Origin of the sequence: Streptococcus mitis, from assembly GCF_002096835.1 — a bacterium.
Classification (GTDB): domain Bacteria; phylum Bacillota; class Bacilli; order Lactobacillales; family Streptococcaceae; genus Streptococcus; species Streptococcus mitis_W.
The window spans coordinates 433620-454867 of sequence record NZ_NCVG01000023.1; the positions used below are offsets into that span (position 1 = coordinate 433620).

The following is a 21248-nucleotide window of genomic DNA, read 5'->3' on the forward strand; positions in this document are numbered from 1 at the left end:
AAAACAGCCCCGATTTTTCGGAGCTGTTTTTCTCTATGCTTTCTTTTCTTGATTTTTAGAAATACTACGATTTTTACCTTCCAGATACACCATCAAAATAGAAATATCTGCTGGGTTTACTCCCGAAATACGGCTGGCTTGGCCGATGGTTTCTGGATTGATGAGTTTGAACTTCTGACGAGCTTCCGTCGCGATAGAATCAATATCATCCCAATCAATATTGGCTGGAATGCGTTTTTCTTCCATGCGTTTCATCTTGGCAACCTGATCCATGGCTTTGGAAATATAACCTTCGTACTTGATTTCTGTTTCAATCAATTCGATAATCTTGTCATCCAAGTCCTCTGCAGCTGGTCCGATGAAAGCCACCACATCTTGATAAGAAACTTCTGGACGACGAAGGAATTCCTTGGCTGTCACTGCATCGGTCAACGGCTTGAAGCCCATCTCCTCAACCTTGGCATTGGTTTCCTTTACTGGCTTGAGTTTGATGCTGTCTAGGCGTTTCATCTCATTGTCAAATTGATTTTTCTTGATTTCAAAGCGAGCCCAGCGTTCATCATCCACAAGCCCAATCTCACGTCCCATCTCTGTTAAACGCATATCGGCATTGTCATGACGGAGAATGAGACGGTATTCAGCACGACTGGTCAATAGACGGTAGGGTTCAATGGTTCCCTTGGTCACCAAGTCATCAATCATCACCCCGATATAACCGTCACTGCGCTTCAAAATCAACTCAGGCTTGCCTTGGATTTTCAGAGCCGCATTGATACCCGCGATAATCCCTTGCCCAGCAGCTTCTTCGTAACCTGATGTTCCATTTGTCTGACCAGCAGTGAAAAGTCCTGAGATTTTCTTGGTTTCCAGAGTCGCACGCAACTGATGAGGCAAGACCATGTCGTACTCAATGGCATAACCTGTCCGCATCATCTCTGCATTTTCCAAACCTTTAATGGAATGAACCAAGTCACGCTGAACATCCTCAGGCAGACTGGTTGAGAGGCCTTGAACATAGACTTCCTCAGTATTGCGCCCTTCTGGTTCAAGGAAGAGTTGGTGGCGCTCCTTGTCCGCAAAGCGCACAATCTTGTCCTCAATCGACGGACAGTAACGAGGGCCCACTCCCTTGACCACACCTGTAAACATAGGCGCACGGTGGAGGTTGTTTTGAATAATCTCATGACTGGTACCATTGGTATAGGTTAACCAGCATGGAACTTGGTCTTTGACATAGTCCTCATCACGCGAAGTGTATGAGAAGTGATTAGGCGCTTCGTCTCCTGGCTGAATTTCTGTCACATCGTAGTTGATAGAAGAAGCCTTGACACGTGGAGGAGTTCCTGTCTTGAAACGACCGATTTCTAGGCCCAATTCCTTGAGATTATCAGCAAGGTTAATAGAAGCTAGGCTGTGGTTAGGACCTGATGAGTACTTGAGATCTCCGATGATAATTTCCCCACGGAGAGCAGTTCCTGTGGTCACGACAACAGCCTTAGCAGCATATTCTTGATGGGTCGCTGTACGGACACCGACAACCTTGCCATCTTCGACCAAAATCTCATCAATCATGGTTTGACGAAGGGTCAGATTTTCTTGATTTTCAACCGTCTTGCGCATTTCCTTAGAGTAAAGCTCCTTGTCAGCCTGCGCACGGAGGGCACGGACAGCTGGCCCCTTCCCTGTGTTGAGCATCTTCATCTGGATGTAAGTCTTGTCAATGGTTTTGGCCATCTCGCCACCGAGGGCATCAACTTCACGCACAACAATCCCTTTGGCAGAACCACCGATAGAGGGGTTACAAGGCATGAAAGCCAGCATTTCAATGTTGATAGTCGCAAGTAAGACCTTACAACCCATACGGCTAGCGGCTAAGGAAGCCTCGACCCCAGCGTGTCCCGCACCGATTACAATAATATCGTATTCTTCAGTAAAATTATAAGTCATGTTTTTCTCCTATTTCTCAAGATGAATGTGTCTTAGTTGGCCGTCCCAATCTGGTAGGGCTGTTTTTAAAAAGGCTGGAACTAGATTGATACCCTTAAGCTGGTCTATGTCAATCCATTCACAGGGCTGCCTTTTCTCATCTTCCTGCATGGTCAATGGGGCATCTTCAAGCAAGTCCACCAGATAATGAAACTCAATGTTGTGATAGGAAACACCGTCTTGTTCAAAACGATTTTCAACAACAAAAGCTAGTTGCCCAGCTTGAGCTTTGACACCCAGTTCTTCCTTCACTTCACGGACTACCGCGTCTTCCGTGCTTTCATTGACTTGAATCGCACCGCCAATAGTGTAATACTTTCCCTTGTCTTTGGTGACTAGGAGCTTGCGATTTTGGAGAATCAAGGCTGTCGCCCGAACTCCAAAAATTGTATTTCCTACTTTTGTCCGAAAGTCTTGCTGAGTCATTCTTGTCCTTTCCCTTAAACGACACAAAAACAGTCAAAACTCCAAAGAAGTGCAGGACAAAAAAGCCTGCAACATCCATGAGCTTTGACCATCATTTCTATTGCTTTTATTATTGTAGCAAATTGAGAAAATTTGTCAATCTAAATGTACTGACAAACTTGTCCATCGCGGTAAGCATTGTCAATCAAACCACCACCTAGACACTCTTCGCCCTCGTAAAAGACAACTGCCTGTCCTGGTGTAATCGCGCGTTGCGGTTCTGCAAAGATGACCTCTGCCTTGTCTCCTTTGACATGGACGGTCACCTTAGAGTCAGGCTGACGATAGCGGAATTTAGCCGTACATTCTAGCGTGAATTCCTCTGGCATCTCACGAGTAAAGTGGACTTGGCTAGCCTCTAGGCTGGTTGACATGAGCGAGTCATGGTAGAAACCTTGTCCTACATAGAGGATATTCTTGCTGAGGTCTTTTCCGACAACGAACCAAGGGGCATTGTCTCCACCGTGTTGCCCACCGATACCTAGACCTCCACGCTGACCAATCGTATAGTACATCAGACCTGCATGCTCGCCCATATCGCGACCATCCACAGTCATCATGCGACCAGGCTGAGCTGGCAGGTAGTTGCTGAGAAAGTTTTTAAAGTTCTTTTCTCCGATAAAGCAAATCCCTGTCGAGTCTTTCTTCTTGGCAGTCGCAAGGCCTGCTTCTTCTGCTAGTTTTCGTACTTCAGGCTTTTCCAAATGTCCCAACGGGAACATGGTTTTTTGAAGTTGTTCTTGCGAAAGTTGGCTGAGGAAATAGGTTTGGTCCTTGCCATTGTCCACGCCACGAAGCATGTGAACAATACCATCCTCATCACGCGCTACTCGAGCATAGTGCCCAGTCGCAACATAGTCTGCACCTAAAGTCATGGCATAGTCCAAAAAAGCCTTAAACTTGATTTCCTTATTGCACATAACATCTGGATTGGGCGTGCGTCCTGCACGATATTCCGCTAGGAAATACTCAAAAACGCGGTCCCAGTACTCTTTTTCAAAGTTGACAGAGTAGTAAGGAATGCCAATCTGGTCTGCCACCGCAGACACATCCTTGTAATCTTCGGTCGCCGTACAGACGCCGTTTTCATCTGTGTCATCCCAGTTCTTCATGAAGATACCGATCACATCGTAGCCCTGCTCCTTGAGTAAAAGAGCCGTCACCGACGAATCAACACCACCACTCATCCCCACAACAACACGTGTTTTAGAGTTATCACTCATGGTAAGTCTCCCATCTATTCGTTTATTTATACCCCTCAAAATTCTATTTACTATGACTTTCAATAGAATTTATTTGAGTATAGTCATTTCGTTTGCTTTTAGTACTAGGCAACGAGTCGTAGGCATAACCTGAGTTAGGCAAGACGAGTTAACGACGTAATAAAAGATAAACGAAATGACTAGTTCACGATTGAAGGTCGTGTGTGCTTAACGATTGAAGGTCGCTTGAGCAGTATTCATTATAACATGCTTGGTTGGAGAAGACAAGAAAGAGACTGATAATCTACAAGCTCTCTGCAAATACATATATAATTGTTTGAAATGAGGGTAATTTATAGCTTAATCCCGCTACTGCTTATTATCTTATTTATAAAATAAACTAAAAATGATATACTATATTGAGGAGGAATACGTACATGATCCCTTAAAGATACTACCATCCATGTACGTAGAACGATTGTGAAAAACTACAAAGATATTCTAAAATCAAAAAATACCATTTTTACTATTATCATTGTCGCAAGTCTTGGACTTTTAATAGGTTTAGTCATTCATCAAGAAAACATCTTAACAGAAAAAGGCAATATTGCTTTCTTCAAACGGCAAAAAAATGAACAAGATGTCGAACAAGTAAAAAAAGCCATCAAAGATTTTAATATAGATTCTGAAACAATTATAGAGGATTGGAAAAAAATTCAAGAATTGAAGCCAAACACTGACGAAGGCAAGCAAACATTAGCAGACTTTCTTACTTCTACTGCCGATAAAATCACCAATCATTATAGCGAAAAAGCTTTAAAAATGGATATAAAGGAATCCGATAGTCAGTTTGAAGATAAACAAGCACTTGAAACAGCCATCACTTCCTTACAAAAAATACTAGAAATCATTAAAAGTGTCAACTCCACAAGCGAACAAGCCACTATTGATGAAAAAATAAAACCCATCCAAGAACTAATTTCTAAATTCCAAAAGCAAGTTGAAGTCTTGACTAAAAAAGAAGGACAAAAGACTGACAAAAAAGAAACAGGAACGACTAGTAGCGAGGGGGAAAGAGAAACCTATTCTTCAGGAGGAGGGAGCTACACTCCAACCTATACTGAGTCAAATGGGAGCAGATACAGTTCACAAGCGCCTGCAAGCGAACAACCTTCATCTGATAGTGCTGGCAGCAGCGGAAATGATGTGGCAAGTACACAAAATCAAGCAGCTAATACTTCAGAAGCTCAAGCAGAAACTAATACCAATAGTAACAATGCTGGAGTTCCCACAACAAACAGTGATGATCTCGCTAGTTTAGGTGGCGGAGTTACATCATTCGGTCAGCAGTAAGTAATCGGCTATCGCTAATTTAATTGTCTTTTGTCGAATAAAGTATATAAAAGGCTAGCAAAAACTAACTTTCCAATAAAACCACACAGTGATTCTCTCAGCTTGATTGTGTTCAAGTCTGAAAATACTGTGTGGTTTTTGAATTGTTGAACGTCCTAAGATTCGTTTTTTGGTTAATTGTCTATCAGAATGTCCTTTTATCTGTCAATAATCCTAAAAAATCTTGTCGTTTCAAGTCGGAGAAGTGTTTGGTAGAAAGACTTCCTTTTTGAAGTCCATCATCTCTAACCTGCAAATAATAGCTATGTTGGCTTGTTTTAATTGTCAAAAAATCGCCAAATATAAAAACTCTTTTCCAGTTGCGAATCTCAAATTCTTTCATCTCTGATTTTGGAATGCGGATAAGTCCTTGTCGCAAATCACGATGGTGCTCACTTGTGAAAGTCATCCCATTCCCAAGATTTCTTATCAGTAGTTCATCTGGAGTCACCATCACCAGCGCTATTTTAGTTAAGAAAATTTCAACTGTTGGTGGTAAAATCGCCAAATTAAACCAAGGATGTAGGTAGCGATACGCTAAGAAATAGTGAGGTTCCTCACTCAATGCTAGTTGTTTATATAAGGTCTTGACCTCACTATCTAACCTCGCTTCAAAAGACACATCCGAATGCTCTTCTTCTTTCTTCTGATTAAAATAACTCATCCAAACTAGGAAGCCTATAAAGACTATGATAAATATTCCTGATAAGAGATATTTTAAATTGTAGTTCATCACTTAACCTCCTGATTCACTACTCTACCTAAAGCAGAGGCCTATCTATTTTGAAAATAGTTCTATAACAACTTTAAATAAGACGGGTGTCATTAAAACTAGGATAATTCCTATCACAAATATCATGACTACTCGAAAAAGTTCCTTATTTTTAAACATTTTTCCACCCCTTTTCTAGCTACATCATAGTACTGTTAAGCCCATTTTAAAATTACACCAAGCTTTTCCACAAGCTTATTTTAGTTTTATTTTCTACTTTTTATATTACTATGATACAATATTTTTAATAGGATTTTATTGTTTGTTAACTTTTTTCACGAAAAGGAGAAAATCATGCGTTATGATTTCGGAAAGGTCTATAAAGAAATACGTGAGTCAAAAGGATTGACCCAAGAAGAGGTCTGTGGGAATGTCCTATCAAGAACCAGCCTATCAAAGATTGAAAGTGGTAAAGTAACTCCTAAATATGAAAATATGGATTTTCTTCTCCGGCAAATGAATATGAGTTTTGAAGAATTTGACTACATCTGCCATCTCTATCAGCCGAGCCAACGGACAGAAATCATGCAAACTTATCTCAATATGAATTCCATCATTGGTGGCAGTGGTCTAGTTGATTTTTTTGAAACATGCCAAAACTATCTCAAGACCCATCACGACCTGCCTATAGAAGAAATCAGGGATATGCTTGAAGTTGTCATTCATATCCGTCAACATGGTACAGAGAAACTGTCAGATCAAGTGAAACAAACTGTCAAAAAACTTTGGGAAAAAATTGAAAAACAAGATACATGGTATGAAAGTGACCTAAAAATCCTCAATACCATCCTTTTCAGCTTTCCAATTGAACACCTCCATCTCATCACTGGAAAAATCTTGCAACGCTTAGAAGTCTATAAAAACTACCAACATTTATATGACTTGCGAATGGCAATCCTACTCAACCTTTCCACCATTTACTTATACCATCAAGACAAAAACATGTGTCAACAAATCTGCTATACTTTACTAGAGGATGCCAAGAACAAGAAAAGCTACGATATGCTTGCTATCTGCTATGTCCGTATTGGGATTTGTAGGGATGATGCTAAACTTATCCAAAAAGGGTTCTCCCTTCTAGAGCTGACCGATGAAACTTCCATTCTAGCCTTTCTCAAAAAAGAAGTGGAGATCTATTATCAACCGAAAGAAATATAAAAAAGTCGAGGGATTTCCTCGACTTTTTCAAATTATTCTGTTCGTTATTTCTTAATACCAGCCGTTGTTAAGCCAGAAGTTTTTAGCGGCTGACCATGAACCGTAACGTCCTGCAACGTAGGCATCTGCTACACGTTCTTGGTTTTCAGCTGAGTAGTCACCGTTCAAGTATGAATCTGTCAATTGGTAACGTCCGATGTATTGTCCGTTTGTAGCTGTGTAGCTACCACCTGATTCTTTTTGAGCGATCCATTCTTTAGCTTCTGCTTCAGATCCGCTTACAGTTGCAGCTGGTGCTGAAGCTTCTGTTGTAGCAACATTTTCTTCTGCTGCAGGTGCGCTTGCCACTGGGGCTGCTTCTTCTACTACTTCTGTAGTTTCTGCTACTGGAGCTGAAACAGTTTCATCTTGAGCAGCTGGTGCCGCATAAGTAGCTGGCGCTGGTGTTGCAACAGGTGCTACAGGACCATCGATAACCAACTCTTGACCAACATAAATCAAATGAACGTTGTCGATGTGGTTGTTTTCTGCCAATTTCTCAACAGTTGTGTTGTGAGTTTCAGCGATTTCTGAAAGTGTATCACCTTCTTTAACAGTGTAAGTTGATGATTCTTGAGCAGATACAAATGATGGAGCAAATACTGCAAACAAGGCAGCTACTCCTGCAAGAGTTGTTTTAATCTTTTTAGTTGTTGATTTCATATTTGAAAATTCTCCTTCTTTCTATAGTTCTATCATACCCTTTAAATATTACCGTTTCTTGACACTTTTATGTAGAAATATTACAAAATTATTTTTTATTTCTCTAAATAAGCCATTTTTTGTTACAAAAGATGCTTTTTTATGCTATTTGTAGTGTAAAAAGGTTTTCATCCACAATTAAAGCCAAGACCTTCATTCTTTGATATAATAGAGATAAGAATTTTTATAAGGGGGAAACTGATGAAATCACTTCGTTTTCAATCTGTCTTTGATATCATCGGACCAGTTATGATTGGCCCATCTAGTAGCCATACAGCTGGTGCTGTTCGTATTGGGAAGATTGTCTCTTCCATTTTTGATGATACTCCGACAGAAGTCGAATTCCAACTATTTAACTCATTTGCCAAGACCTATCGTGGTCACGGAACAGACCTAGCCCTTGTTGCAGGTATTTTGGGCATGGATACAGATGATCCTGAAATCCCAAACAGCCTGGAAATTGCCCACAAGCGTGGCATCAAGATTGTCTGGACCATTCAGAAAGACAGCAATGCCCCTCACCCAAACACCACTAAAATTACCGTCAAAAATGCTCATAAGACCATTAGCGTGACTGGTATTTCTATCGGGGGAGGAAATATTCAGGTAACCGAACTCAATGGCTTTGCCGTCTCTCTCAATATGAATACACCGACTATCATCATTGTTCATCAAGATATTCCAGGTATGATTGCCCTCGTAACAGAGGCCCTTTCCCGCTATGGTATCAATATCGCCCAGATGAATGTTACTCGTGAAAAAGCTGGTGAAAAAGCTATTATGATTATCGAAGTTGACAGTCGCAACTGTGATGAGGCCATCGAAGAAATTCGAAAAATCCCTCATCTCCACAATGTCAATTTCTTTAAATAGGAGGAAGCATGTTTTATTCTATCAAAGAATTGGTCGAGCAAGCAGATCTGGACTTTCAAGGAAATGTCGCAGAACTCATGATTACAACAGAGTTTGAATTGACCGGTCGCGAACGTGAAGAAGTCTTCCTTCTCATGGAACGCAATCTGGAAGTCATGAAAGCCTCTGTCCAACTTGGTCTCAATGAAAATAAATCTCGTAGTGGCCTGACAGGTGGAGATGCTGCCAAATTGGATCACTACATCAAAAACGGAAAAACTCTGTCAGATTACACAATTCTCTCTGCTGCCCGAAATGCCATTGCAGTCAATGAACACAATGCTAAAATGGGCTTGGTTTGTGCCACTCCGACCGCAGGAAGTGCTGGCTGTCTGCCTTCCGTTCTCACTGCTGCTATTGAAAAATTAGACCTCAGCCACGAGCAACAGCTGGATTTCCTCTTTGCTGCCGGTGCCTTTGGACTAGTCATCGCAAACAATGCCTCTATCTCAGGTGCTGAAGGTGGTTGTCAGGCCGAGGTTGGTTCGGCCTCTGCTATGAGTGCTGCAGCCTTGACTCTAGCTGCCGGTGGAACACCTTATCAGGCCAGTCAGGCCATTGCCTTTGTCATTAAAAATATGCTAGGCCTCATCTGTGACCCTGTTGCCGGCTTGGTTGAAGTTCCCTGTGTCAAGCGCAATGCCATGGGAGCTAGCTTTGCCTTCATCGCAGCAGACATGGCCTTGGCAGGTATCGAATCTAAAATTCCTGTGGATGAAGTTATCGATGCCATGTACCAAGTAGGAGCAAGCATGCCAACTGCCTTTCGTGAAACAGCTGAAGGTGGACTCGCTGCCACACCAACTGGTCGTCGTCTCCAAAAAGAAATTTTCGGAGAATAAGCTTATCAAATAGGAGAAACCATGACCTCTATCACAGCTATCTTTTTCGACCTAGATGGAACCCTCGTTGATAGTTCTATCGGGATTCACAATGCCTTTACCCATACCTTTAAGGAGCTCGGGGTACCTAGCCCTGATGCCAAAACTATTCGTGGTTTTATGGGACCGCCCCTTGAAAGTAGTTTTGCGACCTGCCTGCCCAAAGAACAAATTTCTGAGGCTGTGAAAATATACCGTTCTTACTACAAGGAAAAAGGCATCTATGAAGCTCAACTCTTTCCTCAGATTGTAGATTTGCTTGAGGAGTTATCGAGCAATTACCCTCTTTATATCACCACTACAAAGAATACCCCAACCGCTCAAGACATGACTAAAAACTTGGGAATCTATCATTTCTTTGATGGCATTTATGGTTCCAGCCCTGAAGCACCCCATAAGGCAGATGTCATTCGCCAAGCCTTGCAGACACATCAACTAGCACCAGAACAAGCCATCATCATCGGAGATACCAAGTTTGATATGCTGGGAGCTCAAGAAACAGGCATTCAGAAATTGGCCGTCACTTGGGGATTTGGAGAGCAAGCAGACTTGCTAAACTATCAGCCGGATTATATCGCCCACAAACCCATAGAAGTTTTGGAGTATTTTCAATAACATAGACTGGGCAACAACCCCATTTCAGAAGAAAATGGAGCAAGTTTCTACATAACAAAACGCATATTACCAAGGTTCTTTGAACTGCAGACCTGATAATATGCGTTTTTCTTTTTTATTCAACGTGGGTTGTTTGATTGGCAAAGGCGATAATGGCTTGCTTCAACTCATCTCCACTAAGAGTGCGGAACTCTTCAATCTTTTGATCGATGGCTTCTAGAGGCATGACATTAACCTTACCAACGAAAATCTTATCCATAACTTGGTTATCAACAAGTTCGGTTGATACCAAGAGTTCTTCGTAGAGTTTTTCACCTGGACGGATTCCAACTTCAACAATTGGAATTTCGCTCTCAGTGTGTCCACTTAGAAGGACCATTTTCTTGGCCAAGTCATAAATCTTGACTGGTTTGCCCATATCAAGGATAAAGACTTCCCCATCTTTGGCATAAGCGCCAGCATGGATAACCAAACGGCTAGCTTCTGGAATAGTCATAAAGTAACGGGTCATACGGAAGTCCGTCACCGTTACAGGACCACCTTCAGCAATCTGACGTTCAAAGACTGGAATAACACTACCACGGCTACCAAGAACATTCCCAAAACGAACTGCACAGTAGGTCGACTGGCTACGTTGGTTAAAGCCAGTAACAATCAACTCAGCCACGCGCTTGGTTGCTCCCATAACATTTGGTGGATTAACCGCCTTATCTGTCGAAATCATAACCATCTTAGGTACTTTGGCTTCATCAACAGCCTTAGCAACATTGTAAGTACCACGAATATTGTTTTTGAAGGCTTCTTTTGGATTACGCTCCATCATAGGAACGTGCTTGTGGGCAGCCGCATGATAAACAATAGCTGGCTTATACTGTTCAAAGACTTGCAAGAGACGGTCATAGTCTTGAATATCTGCGATAACTGGTACATAATCAATCCCTTGGAACTTACGAATCAATTCATGATAAACAAGGTAGATTGAATTTTCACCGTGACCAAGCAAGACGATGCGTTCAGGATTGAAGCGGCTAACTTGGCGACAGATTTCAGAACCGATTGAGCCACCAGCACCTGTAACCAAGATTGTCTTACCTGTCAGTTCTGCGCCCAGACGCGATTCGTCAAGACGAATTTCCTGACGTCCCAAAAGGTCCGTAATATCAATTTTTTGGAAGCCAGTACCTGCTGGGTGAAGTCCCTGAACAACGGTTTCAACCTTAGGCATCTTGTAACATTTGACACCCAGCTTATTACACATCTGCAAGATACGCTCATATTCTGACGGGTCAAGCGACGGAATCGCAACGATAACACGCTCGATTTGATGGCGTTTAGCTAATTCAGGCAGATCCTCATATGAACCCAAAACAGGAATTCCACCAAGTTTTTGGCCCTTTTTCTTAGCATCCTTGTCCAAAATACCGACAAGTTCTAATTCACTAGTTGGATGTTGGTAACTATCCATAAAGAGAGCTCCACCATCACCGGCACCAATCAAGAAGGTCCGACGGTGTTCCCCATCACCACTTCCTTTTTTGCGTCTTGAGTAGATTAACTGCCAAGCAATCCGTGGCAATAAAATCAAGAAGGTACTCAACAAGATAAAGAGCACGATAAAACGGATGGAGAAGAGAGGCAAGAAGGCATAGCAGATACTATATGACAAGATACTGCTAGCAGTCACACCAAAAAAGATTTTCATGAAATCCGTAATCTTGCTGTAACGACTAATACTAGCGTTCAAGCCCCAAAATGCAATCATCAATTGATAAAACAAGAAGGCCAAACTCGTATAGATAATGTAGTCAACAGGCGCTGGGTTAATCAATCCGTAGAATAAGATATAAGATACAATGATGGAAACCACCATACTCAAAATATCAAATATTCCCCAGAAAACCTGTTTTTGTTGTTTATTTAAAATTTCCACCAGATCAATCACATAATCTGTGAGTTTTTTATTCATCGAAATTTACTCCTCCTTAAAAGAGTTTTATCATATTGTTCATATTGTTATTATAGCATATTTTGATTTATTTAGCTTATTTTTCCAAATAAATAACTGTTCCCTTATAATCCTTCTTCCATTTAATCCCTCCAATTAAACCTACAATCGTCCCAAGGCCATAAGCAAAGTGAATGGAAAATAAAAGAAAGGGCATCACAATTAGAAATCCATTTTTATGTTTTAATAAAGTCAGAAAAGTGAGCAGTAATAAAAGTAGAAAATAAGTACCTAATAGTAAAGTTATAAATAAGAATGTGAATGGTAACAATGCTAGGCTAAACACAAGACTCAAAACAAATAAACAAGGGACATAGTGAAATAGTGATAAACACTTAGGCTGAACATGAGTTGTCAAGCCAATCCACAAACCATTTGAATATTTTTGATGCAGCATTTTCTTGAATGTTGGTCGAATATACTGATAAGATAGAATACTTGGGCTATAACGGATTTTATAACCATGCTCTCGAATTCTATAATGAATATCATTATCTTCAGTTCGTCCAAGTTGCTCATTTACTAAACCAACCTTCTGGAAAACCTCTCGTTTATACATCCCATGAAAAATGGAAGAAACATATCTATCCTCAGAACTATTTCGGTAATTGGCAATGCTACTACCAAACATATTTTCCTCAACAAGATGCAGGATCTCTGCCCATTTTCCCTTTCCTTCAACAATCGTCGGTCTAGGTCCCCCACAAACAGATTCACCTTGTTGAATAACAGCCACATTGTTCATTACAAAACTCTCAGTAACTTTTGAATGGGCATCAATTTTTAAAATAAGGTCTCCTACAGAATGTTTAACGCCCAAGTTAAAACCACTAGCTTGATTTTTCTTAGGATTGTTATACAATCTAATTGAGTTAAACTCTATATCTTCCTTTATAAATTCCTGAATGATAGCTGCGGTCCCATCCGTAGACATAGCATTTATAAATAGAATTTCAATATTCTCTTTAGGATAGGTTTGATTTTTTAAGTCTTCAATTAGACCAGGCAAATATTTTTCTTCATTGTATGCACTGATTACAATGGATACGAGAAGACTTTCAACATTTTGAGTCACTACTACTCTCCTGAATTTTTCCTTCCACTATTTTATCATAATTTTCAAGACTTTCCCATTTTTATCTTGAAAGCCCAAAACCTTACTTGACATTATAGGGAAAAAGCCTTAAAATAAGCTGTTATTAAAATCAGCTAGAAGAGGTATTATATGAAAAAGCAATCACTCTTTTTTGTTCCAGGTATTATCCTAATTGGTGTTTCCTTGCGGACTCCTTTTACTGTTTTACCCATTATTTTGGGAGATATTTCGCAAGGGCTGGGAGTAGAAGTTAGTTCGCTTGGTATCTTGACCAGCCTTCCTCTCCTTATGTTTACCCTCTTCTCGCTCTTTTCTACCCGACTGGCTCAGAAAATTGGCTTAGAGCATCTCTTCACCTATAGCCTTTTCTTCTTAACCATTGGCTCTCTCATTCGACTAATCAATCTGCCCCTGCTCTATCTAGGAACCTTGTTGGTTGGGGCAAGTATCGCAGTCATCAATGTGCTGCTTCCTAGTCTTATCCAAGCTAATCAACCAAAGAAGATTGGTTTTCTGACCACCTTATATGTAACCTCTATGGGGATTGCAACTGCTCTGGCTTCCTATCTAGCCGTGCCCATTACACAAGCCAGTTCTTGGAAAGGACTTATCATCCTCCTCACCCTGCTCTGTCTAGCAACTTTTTTGGTCTGGCTCCCAAATCACCGCTATAATCATAGACTGGCTCCACAAACCAAACAAAAAAGCAAAACAAAGGTTATGCGTAATAAACAGGTCTGGGCAGTGATTGTCTTTGCAGGTTTTCAATCCTTGCTCTTTTACACCGCTATGACCTGGCTACCTACCATGGCCATCCATGCAGGCCTATCCAGTCACGAAGCTGGCTTGCTAACCTCTATCTTCTCCCTGATTAGCATTCCTTTTTCAATGACTATCCCAAGCCTGACAACCAGCTTGTCTACTCGCAACCGTCAGCTCATGCTCACTCTGGTTTCACTGGCTGGCGTGGTCGGTATTTCCATGCTCTTTTTCCCAATCGGTAATTTCTTTTACTGGCTTGCCATCCATATCCTCATCGGAACCGCGACCAGCGCCCTCTTCCCCTATCTCATGGTCAACTTTTCACTCAAGACAAGCGCCCCTGAAAAGACTGCACAATTGTCTGGTTTATCTCAAACAGGAGGCTATATCCTAGCAGCCTTTGGGCCAACCCTCTTTGGTTACAGTTTTGACCTTTTCCACTCTTGGGTGCCAGCTGTAGCTGCCCTCTTACTCGTCGATATCCTGATGACTGTGGCCCTCTTTACAGTGGACAGAGCTGATAAAATCCTTTAAACTTCTAGTTTTGGCTAGAAGTTTTTTATATATAAAAATTTTACACATTTCTCTTGACAGGGCTTTCATTTAGATGTACAATGTATGTGTAGAAAAATTATATATAAAAATCTTACACATTAGAAAAGGAGGTTCCCCATGTACTTTCCAACATCCTCTGCCTTGATTGAATTTCTCATCTTGGCTGTACTGGAGCAGGATGATTCTTATGGTTATGAGATTAGCCAAACCATTAAGCTGATTGCTAATATCAAAGAATCTACACTCTATCCCATTCTCAAAAAATTGGAAGGCAATAGCTTTCTGACAACCTATTCTAGAGAGTTCCAAGGTCGCATGCGCAAATACTACTCCTTGACAAATGGTGGTATAGAACAGCTCGTGACCCTAAAAGATGAATGGGCACTCTATACAGACACCATTAATGGCATCATAGAAGGGAGTATCCGCCATGACAAGAACTGAATACCTGACTCAGCTAGAACTCTATCTCAAAAAACTGCCTCAGGCTGACCAAATTGAAGCCATGGACTATTTCAGGGAACTCTTTGACGATGCTGGAGTCGAAGGAGAAGAAGAACTCATCGCTAGCTTAGGAACTCCTAAGGAAGCAGCTCACGAAGTCCTCTCCAATCTTCTCGATAAAAAAATTAATGAGGCACCCGCTCAAAAAAATAACCGACAAATTTTGCATATCGCCTTGTTAGCTCTCCTTGCAGCACCCATCGGTATTCCTCTGGGAATCGCCATCCTCGTGTCCCTGTTCGCAATCCTTGTGGCAGCCTTGACTGTCATTCTAGCTTTCTTTGCGGTTTCCATACTTGGTATCATCGGCGGATTCCTATTTTTAGTTGAAAGTTTCACTGTTCTCGCCCAAGCCAAATCAGCCTTTATCTTAATTTTTGGTGCTGGTTTACTGGCTATCGGTGCTTCTTCACTAGTCTTACTAGGTATTTCCTATGTAGCCCGCTTCTTCGGTCTACTCATTGTTCGCCTGGTGCAATTTGTTCTCAAAAAAGGAAAGAGAGGTGACCAGCATGCGTAAATGGACAAAAGGATTTCTCATTTTTGGTGTGGTGACTACCATTATCGGCTTTATCCTGCTCTTTGTAGGGATCCAATCTGACGGGATTAAGAGTCTGCTTGCCATGTCCAAGGAGCCTGTCTATGATAGTCGGATGGAAGAGCTGACCTTTGGTAAGGAAGTCGAAAACCTAGAGATTACGCTCCACCAACACGCGCTCACCATCACAGACTCTTTGGATGATCAAATCCACATTTCTTACCATCCATCTCTTTCTGCTCACCATGATCTTATCACAAATCAGAACGATAAAACGCTGAGCCTCACTGATAAGAAACTGTCTGAAACTCCATTTCTCTCTTCTGGAATTGGCGGGATTCTCCATATCGCAAGCAACTACTCTCGTCGTTTTGAAGAAGTTATTCTCCAATTGCCAAAAGGGAGAACTCTAAAAGGAATCAACATCTCAGCAAATCGCGGTCAAACCAGTATCACCAATGCCAGCCTTGAAAATGCGACCCTCAATACCAATAATGGCTATCTCCTCCGAATTGAAGGAAGTCGTATCAAAAACAGTAAACTCACAACCCCTAATATCATTAATATCTTTGATACAGACCTTACAGATAGTCAGCTAGAGTCAACAGAACATCACTTCCACGCTGAAAATATCCAAGTACACGGTAAGGTGGAATTGGTGGCGAAAACAGACCTACAACTGCTACTTTCCGAAGAAGAAAAACAAAGAATCAACTTAGATCTTTCAACAAAACATGGTTCTATTCTTCATTTTGTGAGAGAAGGAAGACGTTCATTTAACAATAAAGAAAACAGAGATGAACATTTAAGCAATCCTTATAAAACAGAAAAAGCTGATGTGAAAGATCAACTCATAGCAAGGGCAGACCAATATATCTATCTACTCAAAGCAGAGGAACACGAGTCTTCTTCTAGAAATCGTTGACAAAAACGCTTACATTCGCTACTATGGAAGCATATTTATCTAACTAAAAAGGAGGTTCTACCATGAAACAAGAATGGTTTGAAAGTAATGATTTTGTAAAAACAACAAGCAAGAACAAGCCTGATGAACAAGCCCAAGATGTTGCAGACAAGGCTGAAGAAACTATAGCCGATCTCGATACGCCAATTGAAAAAAATACTCAAGTAGAGGAGGAAGTCTCTCAAGCTGAAGTCGAACTGGAAAGCCAGCAAGAAGAGAAAATTGAAACGCCTGAAGACAGTGAAGCGAGAACAGAAATAGAAGAAAAGAAAGCATTAGATTCTACTGAAGAAGAGCAAGACCTTTCTAAAGAAACAGAAAAAGTCACTATAGCTGAAGAGAGTCAAGAAGCACTTCCTCAGCAAAAAACAACTACGAAAGAGCCACTTATTCTAAGTAAATCCTTAGAAAGTCCTTATATTCCCGACCAAGCTCCAAAATCTACGGATAAATGGAAAGAGCAAGTGCTTGATTTTTGGTCTTGGCTAGTGGAGGCTCTCAAATCTCCTACAAGCAAGCTTGAAACAAGTAGCACACACAGCTACACAGCCTTTCTCTTGCTCATTCTGTTTTCTGCATCTTCCTTTTTCTTTAGTATCTACCACATCAAACATGCTTACTATGGACATATAGCAACTATGCATAATCACTTCCCTGAACAATTTGCTTCATTAAATCTCTTTTCGATTATCTCTATCCTAGTAGCAACAACACTCTTCTTCTTTTCATTCCTCTTGGGCAGTTTCGTTGTGAGACGATTTATCTACCAAGAAAAGGACTGGACGCTAGAAAAGGTTCTCCAACAATATAGTCAACTCTTGGCAATTCCAATCTTCCTCACTGCTATTGCTAGTTTCTTTGCCTTCTTTGACAGCCTGCGATTTACAGCCCTTTTGTGTGTGATTAGCATTGGAATCATTCTGCTTGCCAGCCTCCATATCATTACAAGACCAAGTCAATCAAGTGAAACCGACTCCTTCTATCAATTATTCTTGTCTGTCCTTGTGAACGGAGTCATTATCCTCCTCTTCTTTGTAGCTGAAGTCGCACTGATTGGGGATTATCTCCGTATCTTGGCCTTTCTTTAAACTTCATACTCTTCGAAAATCTCTTCAAACCACGTCAGCTTCGCCTTACCGTACTCAAGTACAGCCTGCGGCTAGCTTCCTAGTTTGCTCTTTGATTTTCATTGAGTAGCAATCCTGTCTTTCATGGCAGGATTTTTTCTATGTCAAAAAAGCAAGTCGATTGACCTGCTTCTGCTTTACTCTTCTTGTGCTAATGCTTTAAAATCTTTGTCTAAGATGGGTTGCACTTCTAATTGATTGGTGTCTAGTTGGTGGTAAGATACTGATGGTAGTGACCCTAGGAATTTTGCATAGTCCAAGCGGGCGATAGCTTCATAGTCTTCTGGTTTAGAGCCATCTCCTGTGATTTGAACCAAGTCAATCTCCCACTGCACTTCCTTATCCACCAATTGCTCCATATAGGCTGCAGGAACAAATGGTTCTCTCGGCAAAACGGTCTTGACGCCTTGAGCTAGATGGTAAACACCGTGCACTTGGTCTTCTCCATCTTGATAGAAGGAAACTCTTGCAAAGTAGGCGTCTGTCTCTTGAACCGCACGCACACGCGCTTCAAACTGTGCCAAGCCATCTTCCCCTAAAAAGCTCTTCAAATCCTCATGACTAAAGAAAACAGGATTAAAAATTCCTTGACAAATCGTAAAACGAGCCGCAGTGTCTGCAAGATGAGCTTGAATACCTGCTTGAAAATAAGCTTCAAAGTCAAAACCATCTAGCCCCTCAATCTCAGTTTCTGTGTAAGCAAGCAAAGCATCTAAAAATGACTTGATAATCTGCCAGTCTGTCTTCGTAAGTAGGTCAGGAAGATCGACACGATAGGCCTTTTGACCATCAGCATAACTGACCTTAAAGAGAAATTGTGATTGCCCTACTATCGCACATTCGATATACTCGAGACGGTTAAGTGGCTGACGGAGATAGATAGCATCATAGCTGTGTGACTCCAAACCATCTAGCAAGGCCAAGGTAGACTTGGCAGTCAAAATCTCTTGTTCTCCTAAAATGCTCTGTTTATTTGGAATAAAAAATGTTTTCGTCATAACTGGACTCCTTTGAAATCGTTTACATATAGTATACCCTATTTTCCTGAAAGATACAGAAACAAACTTTAGATTTTTTAGTAAAAAGCATAGAAAAACAGCCCCTAAGGACTGTTTAATCTTATACAGTAGCTGCTTGATCCAAGCTTTCACCGATAGTAGCTAGGCGCTCGACCACTTCAGCTTGTGTCAATTCATTTTCTGAAACATAGCGGTTACGTGGGTGAACACGGCACTCATGTGAGCATCCACGAAGGTACTTGTCTTCATTTTCTTCTGATGTCAAGATACGACGGTTACAGAATGGATTTCCACAGTTGACATAACGTTCACATGGTGTTCCATCAAACCAGTCTTTCCCTACGATGGTTGGGTTGACATGGTTAACATCTACGGCGATACGCTCGTCAAAGACGTACATTTTCCCATCCCAAAGCTCACCTTGAACTTCTGGGTCTTTACCATAAGTTGCGATTCCTCCGTGTAATTGGCCAACGTCTTTGTAGCCTTCACGGACCATCCAGCCTGAGAATTTCTCACAGCGAACGCCACCTGTACAGTAAACCACAACACGCTTGTCCATGAATTTTTCCTTATTATCACGAACCCATTGTGGCAACTCACGGAAGTTGCGAATATCTGGACGGATAGCCCCACGGAAATGTCCTAGGTCGTACTCGTAATCGTTACGTGTGTCAAGGACAACTGTATCTTCGTCAAGAAGGGCTTCTTTGAACTCTTTTGGAGACAAGTAGGCACCTGTTGTTTCAAGTGGGTTGATGTCGTTGTCAAAGTCATTGTCTTCCAAACCAAGGTGGACAATTTCTTTCTTGTAGCGAACAAACATCTTCTTGAAGGCTTGTTCATTTTCTTCGTCAATCTTGAACCAGAGGTCTTCCATTCCTGGGAGGCTGTGAACGTAGTCCATGTATTTTTGAGTTGTTTCGTAGTCACCTGAAACTGTTCCGTTAATTCCCTCGTCAGCGACTAGGATACGGCCTTTAAGGCCGATTGATTTACAGAAAGCCAAGTGATCTGCAGCAAATTGCTCTGCATTTTCAATTGGAGTGTAAAGGTAGTAAAGTAAGACACGAATATCTTTTGCCATAAGATTTGTTCTCTTTTCTATTCTTAAATTTTCAGAATTTTTCATCTAACTATACTAGTATACCTGCTTGAGAAAGCGAATGCAATTTATTTGACTGGAAATTTATAGAAAGAGGCCTATCCCTGCACTTCATCAATAACCATAACGAATAGCAGATAATTCTCTCAATTTTTTGATCTGCTCGGCTTGATTTTCTGACAAAATCAACTTATTATCAATCAACACACGTGAGATATCAACATTCATTTGACTCAAAATAAATGGAGTAGAGGTCCCATCGTCCTTCAATCTTCTTTGATAAATCACTAATTGATTTTTCAAGGGAGTCAATTGAGGCGTATCCTTTATATCTTCCAATAGATGATTTATGATAGTCATGGCTTCACAACGCCTTTCGCTTCCTCCAGCAAACCATTTTAATGTTGTCATTGTCATTTTCCTCCTTAAATTGAAAAACTATCATTCCTAACTCTCGTACCAATATTTTACCCAAATACCCTATGTAAAAAAGTCAGCAGAAATGGTAAGGTTGCTACAATATTATTGATCACATAAGACGCTCAGCAGGATTGAAGTTTGAAAAAATAAAACTTAATCTTAACTACCGATTTAGCAACTAATCTGGCAAACCACAGTAAATCATCTCATTGGAATAATAAGTCTGTCTAGACTAAACTTAAAATTTTGTTTAGAGGCTGAACAAAAACTCAATTTCAGGAGAAAACAAAGTAAATCTTCCCACAATAAAACGGACATAATAAAAATCCTCATCGCTCCAAACAACACTATCCATGCAAAAACTATGAGTATAATCATCTGTTAAATCAAAACTCCCTAAAACCACAGCTACCAACTCTGCTTTTGGGAATATGTATATGCCGATAGCAACTTTTCCAAATTTGACGAAAATAAGCCAAGAACGCATAGATAACAGCTTTTCAGCCTCTATTCCCTGTTTTATTCATTTCAAATGTACCATAATCCCTCCAATAGTCAAGCAAAATAATTTCTTTTAATCTATCATCCCTCTTGAGTTTATCGAACTAAGTCACCTATAACTCGAAAAAGGTATAGAAATAGAATGTTTCACGAGAAACACTCTATTTCAAGTTAACCAGCAAGAAGTCTTCTCTTGTAAGCTTGTAGGACAATCATTTTTTCAGATAATTGTTGAGCCAATTTTCGATGCAGGTAATCTTTTGGTAGTCATTTTCTTAATTTCTTTAGACAGCCATCTCCAAATGATTCTGTTGTAATTTTAATTAGTCCCCTTTCTCAAGATGCATCGGGGTGTGGCATAACAAATATAAATCTGACTTACAAAATCAATAACAAATCTTTAGCAAGGAAAAATTGATATGAGCTACTGTTTGATTTCTAAAGAGTATAATAATAACTACCTTGTTAGAAGACACTGATGGTGTTCTATATACCTATCATACTCCAAAAAATCTCCTAGCAGACTTT

At 40.7% G+C, this 21248-nt stretch carries 21 protein-coding genes and 1 pseudogene; 10 read left to right on the forward strand and 12 right to left on the reverse strand.

The genetic code is table 11. The features are described 5' to 3' along the window. Positions 1 to 33: 33 nt before the first annotated feature. From mnmG to mnmA, 3 genes are all read right to left on the reverse strand, one after another. Positions 34 to 1947 carry a tRNA uridine-5-carboxymethylaminomethyl(34) synthesis enzyme MnmG gene (gene mnmG, locus B7699_RS09045; protein WP_084927999.1) on the reverse strand — a complete coding sequence of 638 codons (1914 nt, stop codon included), beginning with the start codon at positions 1945 to 1947 and terminating at the stop codon, positions 34 to 36. 9 nt (positions 1948 to 1956) lie between these two features. Continuing rightward, positions 1957 to 2412 carry an NUDIX hydrolase gene (locus B7699_RS09050; protein WP_192852029.1) on the reverse strand — a complete coding sequence of 152 codons (456 nt, stop codon included), beginning with the start codon at positions 2410 to 2412 and terminating at the stop codon, positions 1957 to 1959. 140 nt (positions 2413 to 2552) lie between these two features. Beyond that, positions 2553 to 3674 carry a tRNA 2-thiouridine(34) synthase MnmA gene (gene mnmA, locus B7699_RS09055; protein ID WP_084928001.1) on the reverse strand — a complete coding sequence of 374 codons (1122 nt, stop codon included), beginning with the start codon at positions 3672 to 3674 and terminating at the stop codon, positions 2553 to 2555. A 459-nt stretch (positions 3675 to 4133) separates the two neighbouring features. Between mnmA and B7699_RS09060 the strand changes: the two genes are divergently transcribed. Continuing rightward, positions 4134 to 5006: a hypothetical protein gene (locus B7699_RS09060; protein WP_084928002.1), complete on the forward strand. Its 873-nt coding sequence runs from the start codon at positions 4134 to 4136 to the stop codon at positions 5004 to 5006. Positions 5007 to 5190: 184 nt separating this feature from the next. On the opposite strand, the gene B7699_RS09065 is transcribed toward B7699_RS09060, so the two are convergent. Continuing rightward, complete coding sequence (locus B7699_RS09065) at positions 5191 to 5778, reverse strand: hypothetical protein (protein WP_084928003.1); 588 nt, start codon at positions 5776 to 5778, stop codon at positions 5191 to 5193. Between the two features lie 333 nt (positions 5779 to 6111). Here B7699_RS09065 and B7699_RS09070 point away from each other — a divergent pair, with 333 nt between their 5' ends. Then, a complete protein-coding gene (locus B7699_RS09070; protein ID WP_084928004.1) occupies positions 6112 to 6975 on the forward strand; it encodes a helix-turn-helix domain-containing protein in 864 nt (287 codons plus the stop codon). A 51-nt stretch (positions 6976 to 7026) separates the two neighbouring features. Here B7699_RS09070 and apf read toward each other — a convergent pair whose 3' ends face one another. Continuing rightward, on the reverse strand, positions 7027 to 7677 hold the full coding sequence (gene apf, locus B7699_RS09075) for an aggregation-promoting factor (RefSeq protein ID WP_084928005.1): 651 nt from the start codon (positions 7675 to 7677) through the stop codon (positions 7027 to 7029). A 240-nt stretch (positions 7678 to 7917) separates the two neighbouring features. Here apf and sdaAB point away from each other — a divergent pair, with 240 nt between their 5' ends. From sdaAB to B7699_RS09090, 3 genes are read left to right on the forward strand one after another with little or no spacing between them, the layout of a single operon-like run. After that, positions 7918 to 8589, forward strand: a complete 672-nt coding sequence (gene sdaAB, locus B7699_RS09080) for an L-serine ammonia-lyase, iron-sulfur-dependent subunit beta (protein WP_000838912.1) — start codon at positions 7918 to 7920, stop codon at positions 8587 to 8589. Positions 8590 to 8597: 8 nt separating this feature from the next. Continuing rightward, positions 8598 to 9470 (forward strand): L-serine ammonia-lyase, iron-sulfur-dependent, subunit alpha, encoded by an 873-nt coding sequence (gene sdaAA / locus B7699_RS09085; RefSeq protein ID WP_000500041.1) that lies wholly within the window; start codon positions 8598 to 8600, stop codon positions 9468 to 9470. A 21-nt stretch (positions 9471 to 9491) separates the two neighbouring features. Then, a complete protein-coding gene (locus B7699_RS09090; protein ID WP_084928006.1) occupies positions 9492 to 10124 on the forward strand; it encodes an HAD family hydrolase in 633 nt (210 codons plus the stop codon). 115 nt (positions 10125 to 10239) lie between these two features. Here B7699_RS09090 and B7699_RS09095 read toward each other — a convergent pair whose 3' ends face one another. Beyond that, the gene (locus B7699_RS09095) at positions 10240 to 12090 is read right to left on the reverse strand and encodes a polysaccharide biosynthesis protein (RefSeq protein WP_084928007.1); all 1851 of its coding nucleotides are present in this window, start codon (positions 12088 to 12090) and stop codon (positions 10240 to 10242) included. Positions 12091 to 12166: 76 nt separating this feature from the next. Then, complete coding sequence (locus B7699_RS09100; RefSeq protein WP_419991877.1) at positions 12167 to 13204, reverse strand: glycosyltransferase family 2 protein; 1038 nt, start codon at positions 13202 to 13204, stop codon at positions 12167 to 12169. Positions 13205 to 13354: 150 nt separating this feature from the next. Between B7699_RS09100 and B7699_RS09105 the strand changes: the two genes are divergently transcribed. The 5 genes from B7699_RS09105 (at position 13355) to B7699_RS09125 (ending at position 17636) form a co-directional block, all read left to right on the forward strand. Next, on the forward strand, positions 13355 to 14521 hold the full coding sequence (locus B7699_RS09105) for a CynX/NimT family MFS transporter (RefSeq protein ID WP_084928008.1): 1167 nt from the start codon (positions 13355 to 13357) through the stop codon (positions 14519 to 14521). 138 nt (positions 14522 to 14659) lie between these two features. Continuing rightward, the gene (locus tag B7699_RS09110; protein ID WP_000273858.1) at positions 14660 to 14986 is read left to right on the forward strand and encodes a PadR family transcriptional regulator; all 327 of its coding nucleotides are present in this window, start codon (positions 14660 to 14662) and stop codon (positions 14984 to 14986) included. Next, entirely contained in the window at positions 14973 to 15566 is a 594-nt protein-coding gene (locus B7699_RS09115) for a DUF1700 domain-containing protein (protein ID WP_024057314.1), read from the forward strand. The genes B7699_RS09110 and B7699_RS09115 overlap by 14 nt, the downstream gene beginning before the upstream one ends. Further along, positions 15559 to 16509: a DUF4097 family beta strand repeat-containing protein gene (locus B7699_RS09120; RefSeq protein ID WP_004254933.1), complete on the forward strand. Its 951-nt coding sequence runs from the start codon at positions 15559 to 15561 to the stop codon at positions 16507 to 16509. Before B7699_RS09115 ends, B7699_RS09120 begins: the two co-directional genes overlap by 8 nt. A 62-nt stretch (positions 16510 to 16571) precedes the next feature. Beyond that, complete coding sequence (locus B7699_RS09125) at positions 16572 to 17636, forward strand: DUF6574 domain-containing protein (protein WP_084928009.1); 1065 nt, start codon at positions 16572 to 16574, stop codon at positions 17634 to 17636. 176 nt (positions 17637 to 17812) lie between these two features. Here the strand turns inward: B7699_RS09125 and B7699_RS09135 are convergent, their stop codons facing one another. The 5 genes and pseudogenes from B7699_RS09135 to B7699_RS09155 form a co-directional block, all read right to left on the reverse strand. Next, positions 17813 to 18673 carry a DUF4299 family protein gene (locus B7699_RS09135; RefSeq protein ID WP_084928010.1) on the reverse strand — a complete coding sequence of 287 codons (861 nt, stop codon included), beginning with the start codon at positions 18671 to 18673 and terminating at the stop codon, positions 17813 to 17815. Between the two features lie 121 nt (positions 18674 to 18794). Continuing rightward, positions 18795 to 19781, reverse strand: coding sequence for an oxygen-dependent tRNA uridine(34) hydroxylase TrhO (gene trhO, locus B7699_RS09140; protein ID WP_049539876.1), 987 nt, complete (start codon positions 19779 to 19781; stop codon positions 18795 to 18797). Between the two features lie 132 nt (positions 19782 to 19913). Beyond that, positions 19914 to 20210, reverse strand: a complete 297-nt coding sequence (locus B7699_RS09145) for a bacteriocin immunity protein (RefSeq protein ID WP_192852030.1) — start codon at positions 20208 to 20210, stop codon at positions 19914 to 19916. Positions 20211 to 20266: 56 nt separating this feature from the next. Beyond that, positions 20267 to 20341 (reverse strand): annotated as a pseudogene (locus tag B7699_RS09150) (CPBP family intramembrane glutamic endopeptidase); the annotation flags it as partial. Positions 20342 to 20469: 128 nt separating this feature from the next. Then, a complete protein-coding gene (locus B7699_RS09155) occupies positions 20470 to 20706 on the reverse strand; it encodes a hypothetical protein (RefSeq protein ID WP_084928012.1) in 237 nt (78 codons plus the stop codon). Positions 20707 to 21248 lie beyond the last annotated feature (542 nt).

Bases quoted from the DNA above. Each gene is read 5' to 3' on its own strand.
- B7699_RS09095 (WP_084928007.1), bottom strand. From the start codon at position 12,090: ATGAATAAAAAACTCACAGATTATGTGATTGATCTGGTGGAAATTTTA.
- apf (WP_084928005.1), bottom strand. From the start codon at position 7,677: ATGAAATCAACAACTAAAAAGATTAAAACAACTCTTGCAGGAGTAGCT.
- B7699_RS09090 (WP_084928006.1), top strand. From the start codon at position 9,492: ATGACCTCTATCACAGCTATCTTTTTCGACCTAGATGGAACCCTCGTT.
- B7699_RS09125 (WP_084928009.1), top strand. From the start codon at position 16,572: ATGAAACAAGAATGGTTTGAAAGTAATGATTTTGTAAAAACAACAAGC.
- sdaAA (WP_000500041.1), top strand. From the start codon at position 8,598: ATGTTTTATTCTATCAAAGAATTGGTCGAGCAAGCAGATCTGGACTTT.
- sdaAB (WP_000838912.1), top strand. From the start codon at position 7,918: ATGAAATCACTTCGTTTTCAATCTGTCTTTGATATCATCGGACCAGTT.
- B7699_RS09115 (WP_024057314.1), top strand. From the start codon at position 14,973: ATGACAAGAACTGAATACCTGACTCAGCTAGAACTCTATCTCAAAAAA.
- B7699_RS09135 (WP_084928010.1), bottom strand. From the start codon at position 18,673: ATGACGAAAACATTTTTTATTCCAAATAAACAGAGCATTTTAGGAGAA.
- B7699_RS09050 (WP_192852029.1), bottom strand. From the start codon at position 2,412: ATGACTCAGCAAGACTTTCGGACAAAAGTAGGAAATACAATTTTTGGA.
- mnmA (WP_084928001.1), bottom strand. From the start codon at position 3,674: ATGAGTGATAACTCTAAAACACGTGTTGTTGTGGGGATGAGTGGTGGT.
- B7699_RS09145 (WP_192852030.1), bottom strand. From the start codon at position 20,210: ATGACAACATTAAAATGGTTTGCTGGAGGAAGCGAAAGGCGTTGTGAA.
- B7699_RS09105 (WP_084928008.1), top strand. From the start codon at position 13,355: ATGAAAAAGCAATCACTCTTTTTTGTTCCAGGTATTATCCTAATTGGT.
- B7699_RS09120 (WP_004254933.1), top strand. From the start codon at position 15,559: ATGCGTAAATGGACAAAAGGATTTCTCATTTTTGGTGTGGTGACTACC.
- B7699_RS09070 (WP_084928004.1), top strand. From the start codon at position 6,112: ATGCGTTATGATTTCGGAAAGGTCTATAAAGAAATACGTGAGTCAAAA.
- mnmG (WP_084927999.1), bottom strand. From the start codon at position 1,947: ATGACTTATAATTTTACTGAAGAATACGATATTATTGTAATCGGTGCG.
- B7699_RS09110 (WP_000273858.1), top strand. From the start codon at position 14,660: ATGTACTTTCCAACATCCTCTGCCTTGATTGAATTTCTCATCTTGGCT.
- B7699_RS09155 (WP_084928012.1), bottom strand. From the start codon at position 20,706: ATGCGTTCTTGGCTTATTTTCGTCAAATTTGGAAAAGTTGCTATCGGC.
- B7699_RS09065 (WP_084928003.1), bottom strand. From the start codon at position 5,778: ATGAACTACAATTTAAAATATCTCTTATCAGGAATATTTATCATAGTC.
- trhO (WP_049539876.1), bottom strand. From the start codon at position 19,781: ATGGCAAAAGATATTCGTGTCTTACTTTACTACCTTTACACTCCAATT.